The organism is Streptomyces sp. NPDC058291, assembly GCF_042880855.1.
GTDB lineage: Bacteria > Actinomycetota > Actinomycetes > Streptomycetales > Streptomycetaceae > Streptomyces.
On sequence record NZ_JBHVYK010000006.1, the window covers coordinates 77,156 to 101,096 of the forward strand.

At 73.4% G+C, this 23,941-nt stretch carries 22 protein-coding genes and 1 tRNA gene; 14 read left to right on the top strand and 9 right to left on the bottom strand.

Annotation, left to right across the window (positions count from 1 at the left end):
• Positions 1–290 precede the first annotated feature (290 nt).
• The 4 genes from ACFVYK_RS04880 (at position 291) to ACFVYK_RS04895 (ending at position 3,537) form a co-directional block, all read left to right on the top strand.
• Positions 291–377 (top strand) — tRNA-Leu (locus ACFVYK_RS04880).
• Between the two features lie 298 nt (positions 378–675).
• Positions 676–2,136: a DUF2252 domain-containing protein gene (locus ACFVYK_RS04885; RefSeq protein ID WP_389768511.1), complete on the top strand. Its 1,461-nt coding sequence runs from the start codon at positions 676–678 to the stop codon at positions 2,134–2,136.
• A gap of 204 nt (positions 2,137–2,340) precedes the next feature.
• Positions 2,341–3,138 (top strand): J domain-containing protein, encoded by a 798-nt coding sequence (locus ACFVYK_RS04890; protein ID WP_389768515.1) that lies wholly within the window; start codon positions 2,341–2,343, stop codon positions 3,136–3,138.
• A gap of 69 nt (positions 3,139–3,207) precedes the next feature.
• Complete coding sequence (locus ACFVYK_RS04895; protein WP_389768678.1) at positions 3,208–3,537, top strand: rhodanese-like domain-containing protein; 330 nt, start codon at positions 3,208–3,210, stop codon at positions 3,535–3,537.
• 52 nt (positions 3,538–3,589) lie between these two features.
• On the opposite strand, the gene ACFVYK_RS04900 is transcribed toward ACFVYK_RS04895, so the two are convergent.
• The 6 genes from ACFVYK_RS04900 to paaA all read right to left on the bottom strand — a co-directional run bounded on the left by ACFVYK_RS04900 (position 3,590) and on the right by paaA (position 8,667).
• Entirely contained in the window at positions 3,590–4,762 is a 1,173-nt protein-coding gene (locus ACFVYK_RS04900; protein ID WP_389768518.1) for an acyl-CoA dehydrogenase family protein, read from the bottom strand.
• A gap of 135 nt (positions 4,763–4,897) precedes the next feature.
• Positions 4,898–6,013: a 2Fe-2S iron-sulfur cluster-binding protein gene (locus tag ACFVYK_RS04905; RefSeq protein ID WP_389768520.1), complete on the bottom strand. Its 1,116-nt coding sequence runs from the start codon at positions 6,011–6,013 to the stop codon at positions 4,898–4,900.
• Complete coding sequence (gene paaD / locus ACFVYK_RS04910) at positions 6,013–6,639, bottom strand: 1,2-phenylacetyl-CoA epoxidase subunit PaaD (protein WP_389768523.1); 627 nt, start codon at positions 6,637–6,639, stop codon at positions 6,013–6,015. Before paaD ends, ACFVYK_RS04905 begins: the two co-directional genes overlap by 1 nt.
• A complete protein-coding gene (gene paaC, locus ACFVYK_RS04915) occupies positions 6,633–7,373 on the bottom strand; it encodes a 1,2-phenylacetyl-CoA epoxidase subunit PaaC (protein ID WP_389768525.1) in 741 nt (246 codons plus the stop codon). The genes paaD and paaC overlap by 7 nt, the downstream gene beginning before the upstream one ends.
• Entirely contained in the window at positions 7,370–7,657 is a 288-nt protein-coding gene (gene paaB / locus ACFVYK_RS04920; protein ID WP_389768528.1) for a 1,2-phenylacetyl-CoA epoxidase subunit PaaB, read from the bottom strand. Before paaB ends, paaC begins: the two co-directional genes overlap by 4 nt.
• Positions 7,654–8,667: a 1,2-phenylacetyl-CoA epoxidase subunit PaaA gene (gene paaA / locus ACFVYK_RS04925; protein ID WP_389768531.1), complete on the bottom strand. Its 1,014-nt coding sequence runs from the start codon at positions 8,665–8,667 to the stop codon at positions 7,654–7,656. Before paaA ends, paaB begins: the two co-directional genes overlap by 4 nt.
• A gap of 287 nt (positions 8,668–8,954) precedes the next feature.
• Here paaA and ACFVYK_RS04930 point away from each other — a divergent pair, with 287 nt between their 5' ends.
• Genes ACFVYK_RS04930 through ACFVYK_RS04940 form a run of 3 tightly spaced genes read left to right on the top strand, consistent with a single transcriptional unit; the run spans position 8,955 to position 11,919 of the window.
• Positions 8,955–9,896, top strand: a complete 942-nt coding sequence (locus tag ACFVYK_RS04930) for a DUF5819 family protein (protein ID WP_389768534.1) — start codon at positions 8,955–8,957, stop codon at positions 9,894–9,896.
• The gene (locus ACFVYK_RS04935) at positions 9,893–11,107 is read left to right on the top strand and encodes an HTTM domain-containing protein (RefSeq protein WP_389768537.1); all 1,215 of its coding nucleotides are present in this window, start codon (positions 9,893–9,895) and stop codon (positions 11,105–11,107) included. Before ACFVYK_RS04930 ends, ACFVYK_RS04935 begins: the two co-directional genes overlap by 4 nt.
• Positions 11,104–11,919 (top strand): TrmH family RNA methyltransferase, encoded by an 816-nt coding sequence (locus tag ACFVYK_RS04940; RefSeq protein WP_389768539.1) that lies wholly within the window; start codon positions 11,104–11,106, stop codon positions 11,917–11,919. The genes ACFVYK_RS04935 and ACFVYK_RS04940 overlap by 4 nt, the downstream gene beginning before the upstream one ends.
• Before the next feature lie 5 nt (positions 11,920–11,924).
• Here the strand turns inward: ACFVYK_RS04940 and paaN are convergent, their stop codons facing one another.
• Positions 11,925–13,619 carry a phenylacetic acid degradation protein PaaN gene (paaN, locus tag ACFVYK_RS04945; RefSeq protein WP_389768542.1) on the bottom strand — a complete coding sequence of 565 codons (1,695 nt, stop codon included), beginning with the start codon at positions 13,617–13,619 and terminating at the stop codon, positions 11,925–11,927.
• A 159-nt stretch (positions 13,620–13,778) separates the two neighbouring features.
• Here paaN and ACFVYK_RS04950 point away from each other — a divergent pair, with 159 nt between their 5' ends.
• Positions 13,779–15,293, top strand: a complete 1,515-nt coding sequence (locus tag ACFVYK_RS04950) for a 3-hydroxyacyl-CoA dehydrogenase (protein WP_389768545.1) — start codon at positions 13,779–13,781, stop codon at positions 15,291–15,293.
• The gene (locus tag ACFVYK_RS04955; RefSeq protein WP_389768548.1) at positions 15,290–15,922 is read left to right on the top strand and encodes a TetR/AcrR family transcriptional regulator; all 633 of its coding nucleotides are present in this window, start codon (positions 15,290–15,292) and stop codon (positions 15,920–15,922) included. Before ACFVYK_RS04950 ends, ACFVYK_RS04955 begins: the two co-directional genes overlap by 4 nt.
• Before the next feature lie 13 nt (positions 15,923–15,935).
• Here ACFVYK_RS04955 and ACFVYK_RS04960 read toward each other — a convergent pair whose 3' ends face one another.
• Positions 15,936–16,535 (bottom strand): Lrp/AsnC family transcriptional regulator, encoded by a 600-nt coding sequence (locus tag ACFVYK_RS04960; RefSeq protein WP_389768551.1) that lies wholly within the window; start codon positions 16,533–16,535, stop codon positions 15,936–15,938.
• Positions 16,536–16,709: 174 nt separating this feature from the next.
• On the opposite strand from ACFVYK_RS04960, the gene pdhA reads away from it, so the two are divergent.
• From pdhA to ACFVYK_RS04985, 5 genes are all read left to right on the top strand, one after another.
• Entirely contained in the window at positions 16,710–17,843 is a 1,134-nt protein-coding gene (gene pdhA / locus ACFVYK_RS04965; protein ID WP_389768554.1) for a pyruvate dehydrogenase (acetyl-transferring) E1 component subunit alpha, read from the top strand.
• Positions 17,843–18,847 (top strand): alpha-ketoacid dehydrogenase subunit beta, encoded by a 1,005-nt coding sequence (locus tag ACFVYK_RS04970; RefSeq protein WP_389768557.1) that lies wholly within the window; start codon positions 17,843–17,845, stop codon positions 18,845–18,847. Before pdhA ends, ACFVYK_RS04970 begins: the two co-directional genes overlap by 1 nt.
• On the top strand, positions 18,847–20,184 hold the full coding sequence (locus ACFVYK_RS04975) for a dihydrolipoamide acetyltransferase family protein (protein WP_389768560.1): 1,338 nt from the start codon (positions 18,847–18,849) through the stop codon (positions 20,182–20,184). Before ACFVYK_RS04970 ends, ACFVYK_RS04975 begins: the two co-directional genes overlap by 1 nt.
• A 104-nt stretch (positions 20,185–20,288) precedes the next feature.
• Positions 20,289–21,224, top strand: a complete 936-nt coding sequence (locus ACFVYK_RS04980; protein ID WP_389768562.1) for an NTP transferase domain-containing protein — start codon at positions 20,289–20,291, stop codon at positions 21,222–21,224.
• Positions 21,221–22,618, top strand: a complete 1,398-nt coding sequence (locus ACFVYK_RS04985; RefSeq protein ID WP_389768564.1) for a molybdopterin molybdotransferase MoeA — start codon at positions 21,221–21,223, stop codon at positions 22,616–22,618. Before ACFVYK_RS04980 ends, ACFVYK_RS04985 begins: the two co-directional genes overlap by 4 nt.
• A 181-nt stretch (positions 22,619–22,799) precedes the next feature.
• On the opposite strand, the gene ACFVYK_RS04990 is transcribed toward ACFVYK_RS04985, so the two are convergent.
• The gene (locus tag ACFVYK_RS04990) at positions 22,800–23,915 is read right to left on the bottom strand and encodes a potassium channel family protein (protein WP_389768567.1); all 1,116 of its coding nucleotides are present in this window, start codon (positions 23,913–23,915) and stop codon (positions 22,800–22,802) included.
• Positions 23,916–23,941 lie beyond the last annotated feature (26 nt).

Consider the following 23,941-nt stretch of genomic DNA (forward strand, 5'->3'; position numbering starts at 1 on the left):
TGGCTCACCTGCTTCTCGCTCTCGCTTCCGCCAGGATCGTAGAGGCGGCCGTGGACCAGTGTCCCGCACCTGGCTGTGCTCCTCGTCCGGCTCCTGGGGAGACGGCCGCCATAGGTACGAGGTTGATACGCGAACCAGTCACGGCCGAGACGTAGGAGGCCGCGGACGGGTCCTCACCTGCTCCCTGCCCGCCAGAAAGGGATGTGAACGCACCCTGGACCGCGTGCTAATGTTCTGCATGTCGGAAGGCGGCGGGCCGAAAAGCCCACAAGCCCGAGGACACACCCAATGCGCGGGTGGCGGAATAGGCAGACGCGCTGGATTCAGGTTCCAGTGCCCGAAAGGGCGTGGGGGTTCAACTCCCCCCTCGCGCACCAGTCGAATGGCCCCGCAGATCGAAAGATCTGCGGGGCTTTCGCATGTCCGGGGGCGGTCGAGGGGGCGGTCGGGAACCGGCCGGTACAGGCCGCGGTTGCTCACGGTGTGTGAGGAACGTCTCAGGGTGGTGGCCCGTGACGGTGTGGGGGCGTTTCACGTGAAACATCCACCTGTGACTCGCGGACGGGGCCGATCCCGCCGGTGACTGCCGGGTCCTGGCCGGGCGGCTGTACGGTCTGCACGAATTGATGTCCGGCTCGTCGAGCCGGACGACATACGTGTGCGGGGGAGGCGGTCATGGCGACCGAGGCCGAGGGTGCAGGGGCGGGAACGGGCGAGGCGCGCAGGCTCCCGCGGGTGCGGGGATTCGCCGAGTGGCCGGCCGGGAGCCGCGCCGGGACGGGATCGGACGCTGCTCCCGTGACGCCCAAGGCGCAGGGCAAGCTGCTGCGCGGCCGGGTGCCGCGGTCCGCGCACGCCGAACTCGTTCTGGACGCCTCCAGGCCGGACGCGGTGACGGCGGTCGAGGAGTCGGGCCGGGGCCGGATCCCGGAGCTCACGCCGATTCGGGTCGGCCGGATGGCGGCGACGCCGTTCGCCTTCCTGCGCGGCTCGGCGGGGCTCATGGCGTACGACCTGGCCCGCACGCCCATGACCGGAGTGCGTGCCCAGATCTGCGGGGACGCCCACGCGGCGAACTTCGGTCTGTACGGCGACGCCCGGGGCGGCCTGGTCATCGACCTCAACGACTTCGACGAGACGGTCGAGGGGCCCTGGGAGTGGGACCTCAAGCGCCTCGCCGCCTCCCTGGTGCTCGCGGGCCGGGAGGCCGGAGCGGACGAGGACACCTGCCGCCGGGCGGCGCACGGCGCCGCCGGCTCCTACCGGCGCACCATGCGGTTGCTGGCCAGGCTCCCGGTGCTGGACGCGTGGAACGCCATCGCTGACGAGGAACTGGTCTCCCACACCGACGCCCATGATCTGCTGGGCACCCTGGAGCGGGTCTCGGAGAAGGCCCGGGCCAACACCAGCGGGCGGTTCGCGGCGAAGTCGACCGAGGCGACCGAGGACGGCGGTCGCCGCTTCGTCGACGCGGCGCCGGTGCTGCGCCGGGTCCCGGACGCGGAGGCCCATGCGGTGGCCGCGTCCCTGGAGCACTATCTGGCCACGCTGCCCGAGGACCGCCACCCCCTGCTGTCCCGTCACGCGGTGCACGACGTGGCCTTCCGCATCGTCGGCACGGGCAGCGTGGGGACGCGGTCGTACGTGGTCCTGCTGCTGGACCACCGGGGCGAGCCGCTGATCCTCCAGGTCAAGGAGGCGCGAGCGTCGGCGCTCGTCCCGCATCTGGTGACCGCCGGCTTCGAGGCGCCGGAGGTGGATCACGAGGGCCGCCGGGTGGTGCTCGGCCAAAAGCGCATGCAGGTCGTCAGCGACAGTCTGCTGGGCTGGACGACGGTCGGGGAACGCCCATTCCAGGTACGGCAGTTCCGCAACCGCAAGGGCAGCGTCGACCCGGCCGCGCTCGCCGCCGACCAGGTCGACGACTACGGCCGTATGACCGGCGCCCTGCTGGCCCGCGCCCACTCCCACAGCGCCGACCCCCGCCTGATCGCCGGGTACTGCGGCAAGCACGAGGAACTCGACGAGGCCGTCGCGGCGTTCGCCGTGGCCTACGCCGACCGCACCGAGGCGGACCACACGGAGCTGGTCGCGGCGATCCGGGCGGGAAGGATCTCGGCCGAGACGGGCGTCTGAGCCGCGTCCGAGACCTGACGACGGTGTGCGGCGCCGGGGCCTGACGACGGTGTGCGGCGCCGGGCGGGCCGGGTGGTGTGCGCAGCGTGCGTGTGCGTCCGCATGCGTTCGCGTGCCTCCGCGACGGTGCTCGGCGGTGGTCGGCGGTGGTCCGGTCGGGGGCCTGTCCGGCATGTTCTGCCGGAGAGGCCCTAGGCTGGCCGGGTGACGACCCCCGAAGCTGAGCAGCCCCGGCCCGAGGCACGGCTGGAGCAGGCCGTGCGGGCCGCCGAGCAGGCGTTGATCGAGTTCGAGATCGCGGTGGAGACCTTCCGCGTCGAGGTCGAGAACTTCTCGCGGCTCCACCACCAGAAACTCGGTCCGATGTACGCGCGGCTCGACGAGCTGGAAGCGCAGATCGCCGAGGCCCGAGCAACCCGCACCGGCGATCCCGAGGATCTGCGCCGGGCCGCCGAGGCGCGGGCCCGGGTGCTGCCGATGCCCGGGGTCGAGGAGCTGTTCCACGGCTGGATGGACGGTGAAGGGCTGTACCCGGAGGCCGCGGCGATGCTCACGGACCGGTCCGTGCGGCCCCCCGAGCGGGTGCGGCCCAGCGAGGAGGCCCGCAAGCTCTACCGCGAGCTGGCCCGCAAGGCCCACCCCGACCTGGCCCAGGAGGACGACGAGCGGGCTCGGCGTGAGGAGTTCATCACCCGAGTCAACGCGGCCTACGCCCGGGGCGACGAGGCCCTGCTGCGCGAGCTGGCCCAGGAGTGGGCGGCCGGCCCGGCGCCCGCCGAGCGCACCCCGAGCCCCAGCGAGGAGCTCTACGCGCGCCTGGAGTGGCTCGCCCGGCGCAAGGAGATGCTCACGCTGGTCGCCCGCGAACTGGAGGACAGCGCGATCGGCTCGATGCTCCGCATGGCCCCGGACGACCCCGATCGCCTCCTGGACGAGATCGCCGACAAGCTTCTCGCCGACGTCGCCGCACGCGAGTCGGAACTGGCCGAGCTGGTGGGCTAGCGCGGGCTGGCGCCCCTCGTGGTGGGGCTCGGTTCGGGTAGCGTCGGGGGCATGAGTTTCGGAGCTGCTGTGCCCACGGTCGAGGTCGGGGACCTCAAGGACGACGACTTCCTGCTGGACGTCCGTGAGGACGACGAGTGGCGGGCGGGGCACGCCGAAGGGGCGCTGCACATTCCCATCAGCGAGTTCGTCGCCCGCTACGGCGAGCTGACCGAGGCGGCTCCGCGGGACGGACGGATCCATGTGATCTGCCGTTCCGGCGGTCGTTCGGCCCAGGTCACCATGTATCTCGCGCAGCAGGGCGTCGACGCCGTCAACGTCGACGGCGGCATGCAGACCTGGGCCGCCACCGGCCGCCCCGTCGTCACCGACGACGGCGCGCCGGGCTTCGTCCTCTAGCGGCCCCCAGCGGTCCGCCTCGTCCACCGGCGGTCCGGCCGAAGGGGTCGGGTCAGCCGAGGGGATGGGCGGCGAGCAGGTCGCCCAGCGCCTCCTCGTGCGCCGCGGCCGGGCCCAGCGACAGCTCCAGGTGCTTGGCCCAGGCGTGGTACCGGTGCAGCGGGTAGTCGACGTCGGCTCCGAAGCCTCCGTGCAGATGCTGCGCGGTCTGCACGATCCGCCGGACGCCGTCGGAGGCCCAGATCTTGGCCACCGCGACGTCACCGGACGCCGGCAGCGCGCCGGGCGCGCCGGAGGCGATCCGCCACGCGGCCTGCCACAGGGTGACCTCCATCGCCCGGAGGTCGATGTAGCGGTCGGCGGTCTGCACGGCGACGGCCTGGAAGCTGGCGACGGGGTGCCCGAACTGTTCGCGCTTGCTGGTGTAGTCGCCGGTCATCCGCAGCACGCGCTCGCCCAGTCCGAGCGCCAGGGCGCACGTCCCCGTGGCCAGCAGGGCGCGCAGCCACTCCCATGCGCCCTCGGCGGTGATGACGTCCCGCGCGGGGATCCTCGCCGATTCCAGGCGCAGTTCGCCGAGCCGTTCGCCGGTGGTGGAGATCTGCTCGGCGAGCGCGACCCCCTCGTGCTCGCGCGGCACGACGGCGAGGATGCTGCGGTCGTCCCCCGTGCGCGCCGGCACGAGGACGAAGTCGGCGTCGTACGCCCACGGCACGGCCGTCTGCACACCGTCCAGCACCCATGCGCCGCCGCCCTCCGCGGCCTCCGCTTCGCTGCTGCCGCCCGCGTCGTCCCGGCGGGCGGTGACGGCGAGTTCGGCCGGGTCGTGGCCGGTGCGGCCGTTGGCGGCGACGGTCAGGACGACCTCGCCCCGCCCCGCCGGGGCCAGCAGGGCCGACCTGGACTCCGGGCTGCCGTAAGCCTGTACGGCGGCCAGCGCGGCGCTGTTCTCCAGCAGCGGCACGCGTGCCAGCACCTTCGCAGACTCGCGCAGCACCAGGCACAGGGCGACGGCGTCCAGGCCGGCGCCGCCGGACTCCTCGTCCAGGAGCAGGCTGAGCAGGTCCGCCGCCGCGAGCCTGTCCCACAGCGCGCGGTCGAAGGAGTCGGCCACGGCGCCCCTGGTGAGCGCGGGGCTCGGCACGCCGTCGGGGGCGACCCCGGCGAGCACGCCCCGCGCCGCCTCGGCCGCGGCCTGCTGCTCCTCGGTGAAGGTGAAGTCCACGGCCTGTCCTCCCGACGGGTCAGCTGATCTGACGGGTCGTCAAGATAGAACAGGTTCCAGAAGAAGGGAACGGGCGGTCGCCGGCGGTCCATCAGCGGTCGCTCAGCGGTCGCCCGGCGGTCCATCAGCGGTCGCTCAGCGGTCGAAGTCCACCTCCACCGCCTCCGTCACCGGATGCGACTGGCATGCGAGGACGTATCCCGCGTCCGTCTCCTCCGGCTCCAGCGCGAAGTTGCGGTCCATGCGCACCTCGCCGGAGACCAGGAAGGCACGGCAGGTTCCGCACACCCCGCCCTTGCAGGCGTAGGGCGCGTCGGGGCGGTTGCGCAGCACCGTCTCCAGGACCGACTCCCCGTCCCGCACCGGCCAGCTGCCGCCCCGGCCGTCGAGCCGGGCGGTCACGGTGCTGTGGGCGGGGGCCGCCGGACGGGTGGGCGGCGGTGCGACGTCCACGTGGAAGATCTCCTCGTGGATCCGGGACCGCTCGACTCCGATCTCGCGCAGCGCCTGCTCCGCGCCCTGGACCAGCCCGAACGGTCCGCACAGGAACCACCCGGCCACCTGCCGCACCGGCAGCAGCGCGGGCAGCAGCCCGGTCAGCCGCTCCCGGTCCAGCCGCCCGGAGGGGAGCCCCGCCTGCTGTTCCTCACGGGAGAGGACGGTGACCAGCTGGAAGCGTTCGGGGAAGCGGTCCTTCAGGTCGGCGACCTCCTCCAGGAACATCGTCGAGGCGGCCGTCCGGTCGCTGCGCACGAGGCAGAAGCGGGCCGAGGGCTCACGGGCCAGCAGCGTCGAGACGATCGACAGCACCGGCGTGATGCCGCTGCCGCCGACGATCGCCGCGTACAGGCCGGGCGCGGGGTCGAGGGTGAACCGGCCCGCCGGAGTCATCACGTCGAGCTCGTCGCCGACGACGATCTCCTTCATCGCGTACGTCGAGAAGGCTCCCCCCTCGACCAGCCGCACGCCCACCCGCAGGGTGCCGGCTCCCCGGCCGCCGGGGTCCGGCGCCGGCGAGCAGATCGAGTAGGTCCGCCGGACCTCGAACCCGTCGGCCGAACCGGTCCCGTCGAGCGCCTCGACGCCACCGGCGCCGTCGGTTCTCCCGGCCGTGCGGCGCAGCGCGAGGTGCTGTCCCGGAGCGTGCCGGAACTCCTCGCGCAGCCGGTCGGGGACGGTCAGGGTGAGGGCGACGGAGTCGTCCGTGAGGCGGTCCACCGCGGCGACCCGGAGCGGGTGGAAGCGCGCCATCACAGCTCCTTGAAGTGGTCGAAGGGTTCGCGGCAGGCCAGGCACCGCCGCAACGCCTTGCAGGCGGTGGAGGAGAAGCGGCTCAGCAACTCGGTGTCGGCGCAGCCGCAGTGCGGGCACCGGATCGGGTCCGGTTGCCGGTCGTCGGCCGCAGTCGCGGAACCGGCCGGGAGCGCGTGCCCGGCCCCCGGCTCGGGCGCGGCCCGTCGGGCGGTCGGGCCGGCGGTCGGGCCCACGGTCCGGCCGGCCCGGGTCGGTCCGAGCTCCAGCGGCACCGGGCCCGGGTCGCGCACGGTGCGCGGCGGCGCTATGCCGAACTCCCGCAGCTTGCGGCGCCCTTCGGCGGAGATGTCGTCGGTCGACCAGGCGGGCGTGAGCACCGTGCGCACCGTCACCTCGCGCACCCCGTGTTCGCGCAGCGCGCGTTCGATGTCCTGGGACATCGCCTCGACCGCCGGACAGCCGGTGTAGGTGGGGGTCAGCTCCACCTCGACCGCGTCCGCGTCACGCAGGCGCACCGCGCGCAGCACGCCGAGGTCCTGAAGGGTGAGCACGGGCAGTTCGGGGTCGGGCACCGAGCCGGCCACCGCGAACAGTTCCGCCTCCAGCGCGGTCGGCGTCACCATGCCGCCCCCGGGTGGCTGCGGTGCAGATGCTGCATCTCGGCGAGCATCCGGCCGAACGACTCGGTGTGCACGCCCTCGCGACCGGCGCCGGCGGTCCACGCTCCGCTGCGCGGCCCCTCGGGCAGCCTGAGACCGGCCCGGCCCAGCAGGTCGCCCACCGACGCCAGCCAGTCCGGCTCCAGGTCTGCCGGATCGAGGCCGAGGCCCTCCAGGGGACGGAACAGCTCGCCCGTGAACCGCCACAGAGCCGTGCAGGCATGCCGCATGCGCTCGTGACTGTCCTCGGTGCCGTCGCCGAGCCGCAGCGCCCACTGCTCGGCGTGGTCGCGGTGGTAGGCGACCTCCTTGACGGCCTTGGCCGCGAGCCCCGCGAACGGGCCGCCCCCGGACGCGAGCCGGTCGTACAGCAGGTGCTGGTAGGTGGAGAAGTACAGCTGGCGGGTGATGGTGTGGGCGAAGTCGCCGTTGGGCTGCTCGACCAACTGGACGTTTCGGAAGGCGCGTTCCTCGCGCAGGTAGGCCAACTCGTCCTCGTCGCCGGCCATGGACAGCAGGATCCGGGCCTGGCCGAGCAGGTCGAGCGCGATGTTGGCCAGCGCGACCTCCTCCTCCAGCACGGGCGCGTGGCCCATCCACTCCCCCAGGCGGTGGGAGAGCACCAGGGCGTCGTCGCCGAGGGCGAGGGCGGCGGTGGTCGTGGGCGCGGCCGTGGGTGCGGGCGCTTCACGCGTCACAGGTGCTTCACCCCTTCCGGGATCTCGTAGAACGTCGGGTGACGGTAGGGCTTGTCGGCGGCCGGTTCGAAGAACGGGTCCTTCTCGTCCGGCGAGGAGGCCGTGATCGCCGTGGACGGCACGACCCAGAGGGAGACGCCCTCGCCACGGCGGGTGTACAGGTCGCGGGCGTTGCGCAGCGCGAACTCGGCGTCCGGCGCGTGCAGGCTGCCGGCGTGGGTGTGCGAGAGGCCGCGCCGGGAGCGCACGAAGACCTCCCACAGGGGCCAGTCGGTGTCGGTCATGCCTGCTCCACTTCCGTCCTGGGGCTGTGCTTGGCCGCGTAGGCGGTGGCTGCCTCGCGTACCCACGCGCCCTCCTCGTGTGCGCTTCTGCGCTGCGTGATGCGCTGCTCGTTGCACGGCCCGTTGCCCTTGAGGACCTCCTTGAACTCGGTCCAGTCGATCGGGCCGAAGTCGTAGTGGCCGCTCTCCTCGTTCCACCGCAGATCCGGGTCGGGGAGCGTGAGGCCGAGCGACTCCGCCTGCGGGACGCAGATGTCGACGAAGCGCCGGCGCAGCTCGTCGTTCGAGTGGCGCTTGATCTTCCAGGCCATCGACTGCGCGGAGTGCGCGGACTCGTCGTCGGGCGGGCCGAACATCATGAGCGACGGCCACCACCAGCGGTCCACCGCGTCCTGGGCCATCGCGTGCTGTTCCGGGGTGCCGCGGCTGAGGGCCAGCAGGAGCTCGTAGCCCTGGCGCTGGTGGAACGACTCCTCCTTGCAGACGCGGACCATGGCCCGCGCGTACGGGCCGTACGAGCACCGGCACAGGGGGACCTGGTTGGTGATCGCGGCGCCGTCCACCAGCCAGCCGATCGCCCCGACGTCCGCCCAGGTCAGCGTCGGGTAGTTGAAGATCGACGAGTACTTCTGGCGGCCGGTGTGGAGCTTGTCGAGCAGGTCTTCGCGGCTGGCGCCGAGGGTTTCGGCCGCGCTGTAGAGGTAGAGGCCGTGGCCCGCCTCGTCCTGCACCTTCGCCATGAGGATGGCCTTGCGGCGCAGGGAGGGCGCACGCGTGATCCAGTTGGCCTCCGGCTGCATGCCGATGATCTCGGAGTGGGCGTGCTGGGCGATCTGACGCACCAGCGTCGCCCGGTAGGCGTCGGGCATCCAGTCGCGTGGCTCGATGCGCTCGTCGGCGGTCACGGTGGCGTCGAAGACGCGCTGGTACGCCTCGTCGGCGCCGGTGGCGCTCTCCTGCCCGGCGTGCCCGAGTGTGCGGGCCGTCCCGTGCGCGGCCGCTGTCGCCATGCGGTCCCCCTTGACCTAGGGCCTCGGCTGGGCGCCGCGGCCTCGGCTCTGCCCGAGCCGTCTCCCGACCGATCGTTCGGTCCGTGCGATTCCATGGTGGGACGGCCGTCGTAAGGTGTCAACCGCTGTGGATAACCTGCGGTGGTCCCCTGTGGACAACCGCATCGCCCGGCGGCCCGTCCCGGGCGCGCCGCGGGGGGAGGGCTGCGCCGAACGGGTGAGGCTGAGTACCGTTCGCGATTGCGCGACGCAGCGCGAGACGGACCGGGATCGGGGAACGGGGCGGAATGGACGCGTACGACGGAGGCTCCGGCGCTCCACAGGGGCGCAGCAGATCGGGGGAGGCGCAGACGCCGCCCGCGAAGGACGCCCCACCTGGCGGCACGCTGCCCGGCCCGCGATCCGAGCTCCCGCGCCCGGAACCGGGGCCGCGCCCGGAACCGGGGCCGCGCCCCGAGACCGGCGCCGGCGAGGGCGACGGCAGCGAGGGCGACGGCCGGCAGGCCGGCGGCACCGAGGCCGGCGGGCCCGCGCCCGGTGGCCCGGAGCCCGGCGGCGTCGTGGCCGGTCCCGACGAGCCCCGGACCGGTGTCGCGGCCCTCTCTCCCCGTTACCAGGTCGGCGCCGCGCTGGCGCTCGCCGTCGTCGCGGTCGCCGTGTGCGTGCAGATCGGGATGGTGTTCCTGCACGTCGCGCCGTCGAACACCGTCACCAAGGCGCACGGCAAGGCGATCGACGACTGGATCTACCCCGAGTTCGAGCAGAACTGGAAGCTGTTCGCGCCCAATCCGCTGCAGCAGAACATCTCCGTCCAGGTCCGCGCCCAGGTGCGCACCGCGGACGGCGGATCGCGCACCACCGGCTGGTACGACCTGTCCGCGCAGGACGGGCGGGCCATCGACGGCAACCTGCTGCCGAGCCACACCCAGCAGAACGAGCTGCGCCGCGCGTGGGACTTCTTCACCGCGACGCACAACGACGACGACCGACCGGTCGGCGTCCGAGGCGCCCTCGCCGAGACATACCTGCGCCGCATCGTGGTGCTGCGGCTGGAGCGCGGTGGCGTGGCCGCCGGCGGCGGTGTCGTCGAGCGGGTCCAGGTCCGCTCCCGGACCAACAACGTGACCCCGCCGAAGTGGAGCACCGAGAAGGTGTCGACGAGCCCGGTGTACCGCGAACTGTCCTGGTGGTCGGTGCCGGACGGCGCGGCCGAGGGAGGCGCGAGGTGAACCGGTTCTCTCTGTCGGTGTCCGCCGGCATCGCCCGGCTCACGGAGTCGGCGCTCGGGCCCTACCAGAGCGCCGTCGTCCGCATCGGCTTCAGCATGACCTGGCTGCTGTTCCTGTTGCGCGAGTTCCCCCACCGGGCGGAGCTCTACGGTCCCGACGGCCCCTGGGACTGGGAGCTGGCCCGGCAGCTGATCGACTCCAACGGGGCCTTCACGGTCCTGATGTGGTCCGACGGGCGCGTTTGGTTCGAGCTGGTCTACGCCCTCGCGCTGCTGTCCAGCGCGCTGCTGCTGTTGGGCTGGCGCACCCGCGCGATGTCGGTGCTGTTCATGGTCGGGGTGCTGTCGCTGCAGAACCGCAGCGTCTTCGTGGGCGACGGCGGCGACAACGTCCTGCATCTGATGTCGGTCTACCTGGTCTTCATGCGCTGCGGCCGGGTGTGGTCGCTGGACACGCGACGGGCCCGGCGGGCGCGGGAGGCACGCGCGCGGGGGGAGCGGTTCGCGGACCGGGTCGGCCCCGTGCTGTGGGCCGCGTCCGGATGCGTGCTGGTCACGGTGACCGTGGCGGACCGTTTCCACAGCGAGTGGACGATTCCCGCGCTGCTGTGGGCGGCGTGGTGCGCGCAGGGTCTGTGGTGGGCCGTCGGGCGGCTGAAGAAGTCGGCGCAGCCGCGGATCCTGTGCGACGTGATCGGCAACGTCCTGCACAACGGCGCCCTCGTGGTGATCATGGCCGAGGCCTGTCTGATCTACGCGACGGCCGGCTGGTACAAGATCCAGGGCTCGCGCTGGCAGGACGGCACCGCCGTGTACTACCCGCTGCACCTGGACTACTTCTCGCCCTGGCCGATGCTCGCCGACCTGCTGTCCGCCAGCGGCACGATGGTCATGATCGCCACCTATGGGACCGTCGTCGTGCAGGTGGCCTTCCCGTTCACCCTGTCCAACCGGCGGCTGAAGAACGTGCTGCTGGCGGTGATGATGACCGAGCACGCGGTGATCGCCGTCGTACTGGGGCTGCCGTTCTTCTCGCTGGCGATGATCGCCACCGACGCCGTCTTCCTGCCCACGCCGTTCCTGCACCGGCTCGGCGGCTGGGCGGCACGCGCGCGTGAGCGGCTGGCTGCCGGCGCTGGCGGAGGCGAGGGGGCGGCGGAGCCGGCGGACCAGGAGAAAGCCGAGCCCGCGCGCGTAGGGTTCACGGCATGACCGATCCCGTGGCCGCCGATCCCGTGGCCGCCGGGCCCGTGACCGACGGCCACGATCCGCTCGGCCGGTGGCGCCGGCTCGCCGACGACGCCGTGCTGCTCGACGGCTTCCACGCCCTCAAGCACGCCGTGCGGTTCGGGGCGCAGGTCCCGGTGGCGGTGGCCGTCGACCGGCGCGCGGCGCTCGCCCTCGCCGAGGAGCTGGCGCCCGACGTGCGCGAGGCGTTGGACGGGCTGCTGACCGAGGTCGCGCAGGCGACGTACGCCTCCCTGGTGTCGCGCCCGCATCCCACCGCGGTCGCCGCCCTGGCGGTGCGGCCCACCCGCGCGGCCAACCGGGAACGGCTGGGGCGAACGCCCCGGACCGCTCCCGTCGTGGTCCTGGACAACCCGCGCAACCTGGGCAACGCGGGAGCGGTGATCCGGCTGGCCGCCGGGTTCGGCGCGACCGGGGTGGTGACCACCGGCACGCTCGACCCCTGGCACCCGACCGTGCTGCGGGGCGGGGCGGGGTTGCACTTCGCCACCGCCGTGGAGCGGATGGCCGTCGACGAGCTGCCCGCCGGGCCGGTGTTCGCCCTCGACCCGGAGGGCGACGACATCCGGGGCGTGCGGCTCCCGGACGACGCCCTCCTCGCGTTCGGCTCGGAGCGCAGCGGGCTCTCGGCCGAGCTGCGCGCACGGGCCGACCATCTCCTCGCGCTCCCGATGCGCCCCCAGGTCTCCAGCTACAACCTCGCGACCAGCGTGGCCATGACGCTGTACCACTGGAGCGCCGACGGGGGCGCGCCGCGCGTCCCGCCTGCCCCGTAGGTCCCTCAGACCTCCCTGCGGACCTCGACCACCCGGAAGCGGTTGGCGACGAACGCGCCGTCGGTGAGGGCCGCGTTGGCCGCCGGGTTGCCGCCCGAACCGTGGAAGTCGGAGAAGGCGGCCGTCTGGTTGACGTAGACCCCACCGGTGAGGTTCAGGGACAGCTGGGCCGCCTCCTCCAGGCAGACCTCCTGGATCGCCTCCTCCACCTCGGCGTCGGTGGTGTACGCGCCGACCGTCATCGCGCCCTTCTCGCTCACCGTGCGTCGCAGGAGGGCGACCGCGTCGGCCGCGGAGTCGACCGCGACGGCGAAGGAGACCGGGCCGAAGCACTCGCTCATGTAGGCGGCCTCGTCGTCCGGCTTTGCCCCGTCGAGTTTGACGATCACCGGGGTGCGCACGACCGCGTCCGGGAACTCGGGGTTGGCGACCTCGCGGGAGGCGAGGGCGACCTCGCCGAGACCGGCCGCGGCTTCCAGGCGGGCCTTGACGTCCGGGTTGACGATCGCGCCCAGCAGGGCGTTGGCGCGCACGTCGTCGCCGAGCAGGCTGTCGAGCGAGCGGGCGAGGTCGGCGACGACCTCGTCGAAGCTCTTCGGACCGTCGTCGGTGCGGATGCCCTCGCGGGGGATCAGCAGGTTCTGCGGGGTGGTGCACATCTGGCCGCTGTACAGGGACAGCGAGAACGCCAGGTTGGCGAGCATGCCCTTGTAGTTCGCGGTGGAGTGCACGATCACCGTGTTGACGCCGGCCTTCTCGGTGTAGACCTGCGCCTGGCGGGCGTTGGCCTCCAGCCAGTCGCCGAAGGCGGTGGAGCCGGTGTAGTCGACGATCTTGATCTCGGGCCGGGTGGCCAGGGTCTTGGCGATGCCCTCGCCGGGACGTTCGGCGGCCAGCGCGACCAGGTTCGGGTCGAATCCGGCCGCGGCGAGCACCTCGCGCGCGACGCCCACGGTGAGGGCGAGCGGCAGCACCGCGCGCGGGTGGGGCTTGACCAGTACCGCGTTGCCGGTGGCCAGGGAGGCGAAGAGGCCCGGGTAGCCGTTCCAGGTGGGGAAGGTGTTGCAGCCGATGAGCAGGGCGATGCCGCGCGGGACCGGAGTGAAGCTCTTGGTCAGCGCGAGCGGGTCGCGCTTGCCCTGCGGCTTGCTCCACTCCGCCGTGCCGGGGGTGCGGACCTGCTCCGCGTAGGCGTAGGCCACCGCCTCGAGACCGCGGTCCTGGGCGTGCGGGCCGCCGGCCTGGAACGCCATCATGAAGGCCTGGCCGGAGGTGTGCATGACCGCGTGCGCGAACTCGTGCGTCCGGTCGCTGATCCGCTTGAGGATCTCCAGGCAGACCACCGCGCGGACCTCCGCGCCCGCGTCCCGCCAGGCGCGGAGGCCGGCCTTCATGGCGGGCAGCAGCGTGTCCACGTCCGCGTGCGGGTACGTCACGCCCAGCTCGACGCCGTACGGCGACACCTCGCCGCCCACCCAGTCGTCGGTGCCGGGCTGGCCGAGGTCGAGGCGGGTGTTCAGGACGGCGTCGAACGCGGCCTTGCCGGCCGCCGCGTCCAGGCTGCCGTTCTCCCCGTAGGCCTTGGGGTGTTCCGGGTGCGGGGACCAGTACGCGCGGGTGCGGATCGCTTCCAGGGCCTGGTCGAGGGTGGGCCGGTGCTGGGCGATCAGAGCGTGCGCGGTCAGTTCGGCGGCGGCCATGCGGGACCAACTCCTCGTCTTGAGAACTCTCCGTCGAGCTCATGGCCTGGCGGAAACCTGGGCAGGAACAGCCAGTCACGGCTAGAGTAACCGAACGATCGGTCGGGACAAGGGGGCCTGCCGCATCTGTGGAAAACCCCGTGCGGGAGGATCGCGCACATGACAGCACTCGACCTCAGCAGCCCCGTGGCCGTCGTCGGCGCCGGCACCATGGGCCAGGGCATCGCCCAGGTCGCGCTGGTCGCGGGCCACGCCGTGCGGCTGTACGACGCCGTCCCGGGCCGCGCCCGCGAAGCGGCCGCCGCGATCGGCGCCCGCCTCGACCGGCTCGTCGAGAAGGACCGCCTCGCGGCCGGCGACCGCGACGAGGCACGCGCCCGCCTGCACCCCGCTCAGGACCTCGCCGACCTCGCCGACTGCTCGTTGGTCGTCGAGGCCGTCGTCGAACGCCTGGACATCAAGCAGGAGCTGTTCCGGCAGCTGGAGGAAGTGGTCGGCGAGGACTGTCTGCTCGCCACCAACACCTCGTCCCTGTCGGTGACCGCCGTCGGCGGCGCCCTGCGCAACCCCGGCCGCTTCGTGGGCCTGCACTTCTTCAACCCGGCTCCGCTGCTGCCCCTGGTCGAGGTGGTCTCGGGCCACGCCACCGACGTCACCTCGGCCACGCGCGCGTACGAGACCGCCCGCTCCTGGGGCAAGACGCCGGTCGCCTGCGCCGACACCCCCGGCTTCATCGTGAACCGCATCGCCCGGCCCTTCTACGCCGAGGCGTTCGCCGTCTACGAGGCGCAGGGCGCCGACCCGGCCACCATCGACGCCGTCCTGCGCGAGTCGGGCGGCTTCCGGATGGGCGCCTTCGAGCTGACCGACCTGATCGGCCAGGACGTCAACGAGTCGGTGACGCACTCCGTGTGGCAGTCCTTCTTCCAGGACGCGCGCTTCACGCCCTCGCTCGCCCAGCGCCGCCTGGTCGAGTCGGGCCGGCTCGGCCGCAAGACCGGCCAGGGCTGGTACGACTACCGGGAGGGCGCCGAGCCGGCCGAGCCGCACACCGCGGAGAAGGCCCAGCCGCCCGCCTACGTCGTCGCCGAGGGGAACCTGGGCCCCGCCTCGGAGCTTCTCGCGCTGATCCGGGAGGCGGGCATCCAGGTCCGCGAGGAGGAGGAGGACCACGGCACCCGGCTGGTCCTGCCGGGCGACGGCCAACTCGCGCTCGCCGACGGCCAGACCTCCGTGGAGTTCCGGGACGTCGTCTACTTCGACCTCGCCCTGGACTACCGCAAGGCCACCCGCATCGCCCTGTCCGCCTCGCAGGACACCACCGCGCAGACCATGTCCGAGGCGATCGGCCTCTTCCAGGCGCTCGGCAAGGACGTCAGCGTCATCGGCGACGTCCCGGGCATGATCGTCGCCCGCACGGTCGCGCGGATCGTCGACCTCGCGCACGACGCCGTCGCCAAGGGCGTCGCCACCGAGGAGGACATCGACACCGCGATGCGCCTGGGCGTGAACTACCCCCTCGGGCCCTTCGAGTGGAGCCGGCGCCTGGGCCGGATGTGGGCCTACTCGCTCCTGGACGACCTGCACCAGCGCGACCCCGGCGGCCGCTACGCGCCGTCCCTCGCGCTCTACCGGCACTCCTACGCCACCGAGAAGCGGGAGGGCGCCTCGTGACCACCGTCAAGCGCGACACCTACACCCCCGAGACGCTGCTCTCCGTCGCCGTCCAGGTCTTCAACGAGCGCGGCTACGACGGCACCTCCATGGAGCACCTCTCCAAGGCGGCCGGGATCTCCAAGTCGTCGATCTACCACCACGTCGCCGGCAAGGAGGAACTGCTGCAACGGGCCGTCAGCCGCGCCCTGGACGGCCTCTTCGGGATCCTCGGCGAGGAGCACGCGCGCGAGGGGCAGGCCTCGCACCGGCTGGAGTACGTCGTACGGCGCATGGTCGAGGTGCTGATCGGCGAACTGCCGTACGTGACGCTGCTGCTGCGGGTGCGCGGCAACACCGACACCGAGCGGTGGGCGCTGGAACGCCGCCGGGACTTCGACCACCGGGTCGCCGAGCTGCTGCGGGCGGCCGCCGCCGACGGGGACGTACGCGGCGACATGGAGGTGCGGCTCGCCACCCGCCTGGTCTTCGGGATGATCAACTCGATCGTCGAGTGGTACCGGCCCGGCGGCCGGGGGATGGTCGAGAGCGAGGTGGCCGAAGCGGTGGTGCGGCTGGTCTTCGAGGGCCTGCGCACGGCCCCGGCCGGCCCGGTCGACCGGACCGCCGAGGCCGGCCCCACCCCCTGAGGCTCGGCCCTGCTCAGCCCTGCGGCTCCAGGTCCTCCTCCTCGAACACCAGCAGGGTGCGGGTGCTGAGCACCTCGGGGATCGCCTGGAGCCGGGTCAGCACCACCTCGCGCAGCGCCCTGTTGTCGGGCGTGTGCACCAGCAGCAGGACGTCGAAGTCGCCCCCGACGAGGGCGATGTGGGAGGCGCCGGGCAGCTGTCTGAGCTGCTCGCGCACCGTCCGCCAGGAGTTCTGCACGATCTTCAGGGTGATGTAGGCGCTCGTGCCCTGGCCGGCGCGCTCGTGGTTCACCCGGGCGCCGAAGCCGCGGATGACCCCGTCGTCGATGAGCCGGTTGATCCGCGCGTAGGCGTTGGCCCGCGAGACGTGGACCCGCTCGGCGACCGACCGTATCGAGGCGCGGCCGTCCGCCTGGAGCATCTGCAGGATGTCCTGGTCGATGGCGTCCAGCGGACGCGCCGGCGGCAGCGTGGCGCCGGACGACGGCGACGGACCGCCGGACGGCGGGAAGCCGGGCGGCGGCGGTGGCCCGCCCGGCGCGGACTGCGCGGAGTTGCCCGGCGGAAGCAGGGCACCGTTCTCCGGCCCGTCGGCCATTTGTTCAGGTGCCATGTCCCCCCGCTTTCCCGGCCTGGACGTACTGCGTCCATCTCAGGCTGTGGAGAACCGTTTGTCCACAGCCTGAAGGGCGCTGTAGCCAAAATGTGCCGACGACCGAACAATCGGTAGGTGAGACGCGTCACAACCGACGCGCCTCCCGTAGCCGCTTCCCGAGGAGGTGCCGTCATGACGGTCATGGAGCAGCGGGGCACGTACCGGCCGACTCCGCCGCCGGCCTGGCAGCCCCGTACCGACCCCGCGCCGCTGCTGCCCGACGCGGAGCCGTACCGCGTCCTCGGCACCGACGCGGCCGCACAGGCCGACCCGGAACTGCTGCGCCGCCTCTACGCCCAGCTGGTGCGCGGCCGCCGCTACAACGCCCAGGCCACCGCCCTCACCAAGCAGGGCAGGCTCGCCGTCTACCCCTCCAGCACCGGCCAGGAGGCCTGCGAGGTCGCCGCCGCCCTCGTCCTCGAGGAGCGCGACTGGCTCTTCCCCAGCTACCGCGACACGCTCGCCGTAGTCGCACGCGGCGTGGACCCCGTCGAGGCCCTCACCCTGCTGCGCGGCGACTGGCACACCGGCTACGACCCTTACGAGCACCGGGTGGCGCCCCTGTGCACGCCGCTCGCCACCCAGCTTCCGCACGCCGTGGGCCTCGCCCACGCCGCCCGCCTCAAGGGCGACGACGTGGTCGCCCTCGCCATGGTCGGCGACGGCGGCACCAGCGAGGGCGACTTCCACGAGGCGCTGAACTTCGCGGCCGTCTGGCAGGCGCCGGTCGTCTTCCTCGTGCAGAACAACGGCTTCGCCATCTCCGTCCCGCTCGCCAAGCAGACCGCCGCCCCCTCGCTGGCCCACAAGGCCGTCGGGTACGGCATGCCCGGCCGTCTGGTCGACGGCAACGACGCGGCGGCCGTGCACGAGGTGCTGGCCGACGCCGTGCGCCGGGCGCGCGAGGGCGGCGGTCCGACCCTCGTGGAGGCGGTCACCTACCGCATCGACGCGCACACCAACGCCGACGACGCCACCCGCTACCGCGGCGACGCCGAGGTGGAGACCTGGCGGGAGCACGACCCGATCCTGCTGCTGGAGCGCGCGCTGACCGCGCGCGGACTGCTCGACGAGGACGCCCGGCAGTCCGCGCGGGACGACGCCGAGGCGATGGCCGCCGACCTGCGGGCCCGGATGAACCAGGACCCGGTCCTGGACCCGATGGACCTGTTCTCCCACGTGTACGCCGAACCCACTCCCCAACTGCGCGAGCAGCAGGCCCTGCTGCGCGCCGAGCTCGAGGCCGAGCAGGAAGGCGCGCACTGATGACGACCGTCGCCCTCAAGCCCGCCACCATGGCGCAGGCCCTCACGCGCGCGCTGCGCGACGCGATGGCCGCCGACCCGTCCGTGCACGTCCTGGGCGAGGACGTGGGCGCCCTCGGCGGTGTCTTCCGGGTCACCGACGGGCTGGCGAAGGAGTTCGGCGAGGACCGCTGCACGGACACCCCGCTCGCCGAGGCCGGCATCCTCGGCACCGCCGTCGGCATGGCCATGTACGGTCTGCGGCCGGTCGTGGAGATGCAGTTCGACGCCTTCGCCTACCCGGCGTTCGAGCAGCTCGTCAGCCATGTCGCCCGGATGCGCAACCGCACCCGCGGCCGGATGCCCCTGCCGATCACCGTCCGGGTGCCCTATGGCGGCGGCATCGGCGGCGTGGAGCACCACAGCGACTCCTCCGAGGCCTACTACATGGCGACCCCGGGCCTGCACGTGGTCGCGCCCGCGACGGTCGCCGACGCCTACGGCCTGCTGCGCGCCTCCATCGACTCCGACGACCCGGTCGTCTTCCTCGAACCCAAGCGCCTGTACTGGTCCAAGGACGCCTGGAACCCCGAGGAGCCCACGGACGTCGAGCCGATCGGGCGCGCGGTGGTGCGGCGTCCGGGCCGGAGCGCCACACTGATCACCTACGGGCCGTCGGTGCCCGTCTGCCTCGAAGCCGCCGAGGCGGCGTGCGCCGAGGGCTGGGACCTGGAGGTCGTCGACCTGCGCTCCCTGGTGCCCTTCGACGACGAGAGCGTCGCCGCGTCGGTGCGGCGCACCGGCCGCGCGGTCGTCGTCCACGAGTCGGGCTCCTTCGGCGGCCCGGGCGGGGAGATCGCGGCCCGCGTCACCGAGCGCTGCTTCCATCACCTGGAGGCGCCGGTGCTGCGGGTCGCCGGGTTCGACCTGCCGTATCCGCCGCCGATGCTGGAGCGCCACCACCTGCCCGGCGTCGACCGCATCCTCGACGCCGTGGCGCGCCTGCAGTGGGAGGCCGGGAACTGATGGCACAGGTGCTGGAGTTCAAGCTCCCCGACCTCGGCGAGGGACTCACCGAGGCGGAGATCGTCCGCTGGCTGGTCCAGGTCGGCGACGTCGTCGCCGTCGACCAGCCGGTCGTCGAGGTCGAGACGGCCAAGGCGATGGTCGAGGTCCCCTGCCCCTACGGCGGGGTGGTCACCGCCCGCTTCGGCGAGGAGGGCACGGAACTGCCCGTCGGCGCCCCGCTGATCACGGTCGCGGTCGGCGCGCCGGCCTCCGACGCAGCGGCCGAGGCCGACGCCGGGGCCGGGGGTTCGGGCAACGTGCTCGTCGGGTACGGCACGTCGCAGTCGCCCGCGCGCCGGCGCCGGGTCCGCTCCGTGCCGCCGGAACCCGCCGCATCCGTGAGCGTCGACGGCACGGCCCCGGCGGCGCCGGTGGTCCGGCCCTTGCCGGCGGCTCCGGCCGAGGCCCCCGCCGGACCGGTCCCCGTGATCTCGCCGCTGGTGCGCAGGCTCGCCCGGGAGAACGGCCTCGATCTGCGGGAGCTCACCGGCTCCGGGCCCGAGGGGCTCATCCTGCGGGCGGACGTGGAGAACGCGCTGCGGGTGGCCGCGCCCCGCGAGCAGGCGGCACAGACGCCGCAGCCGGCCGGACCGACCGCCCTCACCGCGGGCCGCCGCGTCCCGCTCAAGGGCGTCCGCGGCGCCGTCGCCGACAAACTCTCCCGCAGCCGGCGCGAGATCCCCGACGCGACCTGCTGGGTGGACGCCGACGCGACCGAGCTGATGCGGGCCCGGACGGCGATGAACGCGGCCGGCGGGCCGAAGATCTCCCTCCTCGCGCTGCTCGCCCGTATCTGCACCGCGGCGCTGGCCCGCTTCCCGGAGCTCAACTCCACCGTCGACCAGGCCGCCCGTGAGGTCGTCCAGTTCGACCAGGTCCATCTCGGCTTCGCCGCGCAGACCGAACGCGGACTCGTCGTGCCCGTGGTCCGCGACGCGCACGCCCGGGACGCCGAGGGGCTCACCGCGGAGTTCGCCCGGCTCACCGAGGCCGGCCGCCAAGGACGCCTCACTCCCGCGGAGCTGACCGGCGGCACCTTCACGCTGAACAACTACGGCGTGTTCGGCGTCGACGGCTCCACGCCGATCATCAACCACCCCGAGGCGGCCATGCTCGGAATCGGCCGCATCGTGCCCAAGCCGTGGGTGCACGAGGGCGAGCTCGCGGTACGCCAGGTCGTGCAGCTCTCGCTCACCTTCGACCACCGGGTGTGCGACGGCGGCACGGCGGGCGGTTTCCTCCGCCATGTCGCGGACTGCGTGGAGCAGCCGGCGGTGCTGTTGCGCACCCTGTGACCGCGGTGCCGCGCACCCGCTGACCGTGGGCGCGCCGCCCGGTTTCCCGCGTTCGTCGTGATCCGGAGACCCGCAACCTCCGGGACGGCCGCCATACTCGGGGGATGACCCCGAACGCGCCCGCCGCCTACGACGCCGTCGTGCTCGCGGGCGGCGGCGCCCGGCGGCTCGGCGGGGCCGACAAACCGCGCGTACGGGTGGGCGGACGCGCGCTGCTGGACCGGGTGCTGGGCGCCTGCGCCGACGCCCGCGCCACCGTCGTCGTCGCCGGTCCCCGTCCCACCGCCCGGCCCGTGTGCTGGGCCCGCGAGGACCCGGCCGGCGCGGGGCCCGTCGCCGCGCTCGACGCCGGGCTGCGCCACGTCACGGCGGACGACGTCCTCGTCCTCTCCGCCGATCTGCCGTTCCTCGCCCCGGACACCGTGCGGCGGCTGGTGACCGCCCTGCGCTCCGAGGGCGCGGAGGGCGTGCTGCTCACCGACGCCGACGGCCGCGACCAGCCGCTCGTCGCCGCGTACCGCACGGCGGCGCTGCGCCGCGAACTGGCGGCGCTCGCCGCCCGGGACGGCCTCGCCGGGCTGCCCCTGCGCCGGCTGACCGCCGGGCTCGACCTCGCCCGCGTCCCCGACCCGGTCGGCTCCTTCGACTGCGACACCTGGGACGACATCGCCACTGCCAGGGCTCGTATCAGGGAGCATGACCACGTGTTGGATGAATGGATTTCCGCAGTCAAGGCCGAACTGGGCATCGACCTCGACGTCGACACCGGCGTCCTCCTCGACCTCGCCCGGGACGCCGCCCACGGGGTGGCCCGGCCGGCGGCCCCCCTGACCACCTTCCTGGTCGGCTACGCCGCCGCGCAGACCGGCGGCGGCCCGGAGGCCGTCGCCGAGGCCGCCCGCAAGGCCGCCGCGCTGGCTGTGCGCTGGGCCCAGGAGGCCGGAGAAGAGGCCGAACAGAAGACCGGGGACGACGCCGGAAAGCCTCCCCGCCAGGACAAGACCGCCGGGACCGGCGGCCCGGGACCGGACGCCGGATGACCCCGCACGGCGCCCGGCAGGGCCTCGACGCCGAGGACCTCGACGTCGAGGAGGCGCTCGCCCTCGTGAACGACGGCAACGGCCCTTCCCGCCCGACCGGCGACCCGCGTCCGGCACGGCGCGAGCCCGACGCCTCGCCCTCCGACCGGGCCACGGACGCGGGTCACCGGGCCGCCGCTGAACAGCGTCACCGGGCCACCGCCTGGCCGGAGGCCCGGACGATCGCCGCCCGCGCCGCCCGTTCGGACGCCGCCCGCCGCGCCCCCGTCTCCGTCGGCCTCGGCGACGCCCTCGGTCTGGTCCTGGCCGCCCCGCTGACCGCCCTCACCGACCTGCCCTCCTTCGACACGTCGGCGATGGACGGATGGGCGGTCGCGGGCCCCGGGCCCTGGCACGTCCGGGAGGAGGGTGTGCTCGCCGGGAGCCCCGCACCCGCTCCCCTCGCCGACGGCGAAGCCGTCCGGATCGCCACCGGAGCCCGGATCCCCCAGGACACCACGGCCGTGCTGCGCAGCGAGCACGGCCGCACCGACGGCAACGGCCGACTGCACCCGACCCGCGAGATGCAACACGGCCAGGACATCCGCCCGCGCGGCCAGGAGTGCCGTTCCGGCGATCAGCTGCTGCTCGCCGGTGCTGTGGTGACGCCGGCCGTCCTCGGTCTCGCCGCCGCCGCCGGGTACGACACGGTGTCCGCCGTGCCCCGGCCCCGGGTCGAGGTGCTGGTCCTGGGAGACGAATTGCTCACCGAGGGCCGCCCGCACGACGGCCTCATCCGGGACGCCCTCGGCCCGATGCTGCCGCCATGGCTGCGGGCCCTGGGCGCCGAGGTCACCGCCGTACGCAGGCTCCGTGATGACGCGAAGGCCCTGCACAAGGCCATCACCTCGTCCGGCGCGGATCTGATCGTCACCACCGGGGGCACGGCCTCGGGCCCCGTCGACCATGTGCATCCCACCCTGCGCAGGATCGACGCCGAACTCCTCGTCGACGGCGTCAAGGTGCGTCCGGGACACCCCATGCTGCTGGCCCGCGTCAAGGACGGCCAGCACCTCGTCGGCCTGCCCGGCAACCCCCTCGCGGCTGTGTCCGGCCTGCTCACGCTCGCCGAGCCGTTGTTGCGCACCCTCGCCGCCCGTGGAGCGCCCGAGTCGTACACGCTGCCCTTGAGGGAAGCGGTGCACGGACATCCGTACGACACCCGGCTCATCCCGGTGGGGCTGCGGAGCGACCACGCCGTGCCGCTGCACTACAACGGTCCGGCCATGCTGCGGGGCATCGCAGCGGCCGACGCCCTCGCCGTCGTACCGCCGGGCGGTACGCGGGCGGGTCAGGAGGCGGAGGTGCTCGACCTGCCGTGGGCGACGGCCGGGATCGGTGCCTGTTTCACGTGAAACGAACGCCCTCGGGGGCGGCCGGAACACCGACGGAGCGGCCAGAGCACCCCGGCGCGGCCGGAACGCCGCCGACGGGGCCGTCCTGCCCACGGAGCCCACGGAGCGCCCCTGTTTCACGTGAAACGGACGAAGGCCGGGGGCGCACCAGCCATTCAGCGGTGTTTCACGTGAAACACCCTCATGCCTGCTCGTGGGCCGGGACGGCCCGGCTGACCGTGATCACCCGGTCCCCCTGCTGCAGCTGGGTGAGTCGGGCGTCGGTGTAGTCGAGCAGGTCCTTGCCCCGGACCACGGCCACGACGAGATCCGTGCACGCGCGGGGCGCCTTGCCCGCCTCAGCCGCGGTGATCGGGCGCTCGATGAGGTCCAAGCCGCTGCCGTAGGTCATCAGGTTCTCCAGCGTCCTGGCCACCGTCGGGCTGACCATCGACACGCCGAGCAGCCGGCCGGCGGAGCTGGAGCTGGTGATCACGGTGTCCGCGCCGCTCTGCTTCAGCAACGGCACGTTCTCGTCCTCCCGGGCGGCGACCACGATCGTGGCCCGGCGGTTGAGCTGACGGGCGGTGAGGGTGACCAAGGCGGCCGTCTCGTCGAGTTGAGGCGAGACGATCACCCGGGCGGCGCTCTGCACCTCGGCCTTGGTGAGCGTCTCCGAACGGGTGGCGTCCCCGGTCACCGCCACCAGCCCGTCGTCCCCGGCGACGAGCGCGGCCTTGCGCTGGGCGTCCACGACGACGATCTGGTCCTTGGCGATGCCCTGCCCGACGAGGGTCTCCACCGCGTGACGGCCCTTGGTGCCGTAGCCGACGACCACGATGTGACCGCTGGTGCGGGCCCGCCAGCGGTGGATGCGGACCTGCTGGCGGGTGCGCTCGGTGAGCACCTCCAGGGTGGTGCCGACCAGGATGATCAGAAAGAGCACGCGCAGCGGTGTGATGACCAGGATGTTGACCAGCCGCGCTGTCCCGCTGACCGGGGTGATGTCGCCGTAACCGGTGGTGGAGAGGGTGACGGTCGCGTAGTAGGCGGCGTCCAGCAGGTCGACGGACCCGTCCGAGTTGTCGTTGTAGCCGTCACGGTCGACGTAGACGATCAGCGTGGTGACGGCCAGCACCAGCAGGCCCAGGGCGAGTCGCCGCAACACCTGCTGGAGCGGGGGCACGCCGACGCGCACGGGCATGGTGATGGTGCGCCCCGCCTCGGCGTCGTCGCGGGCTTCGGTGCGCGAGCGGTACCAGAGGGACCTGAACAGTGAGAACCTGGCCAGGCCGGGCTGTCGTTCGTGGTCCTTCATCGTGTGCCCCCTGCTGTCGCTGACCT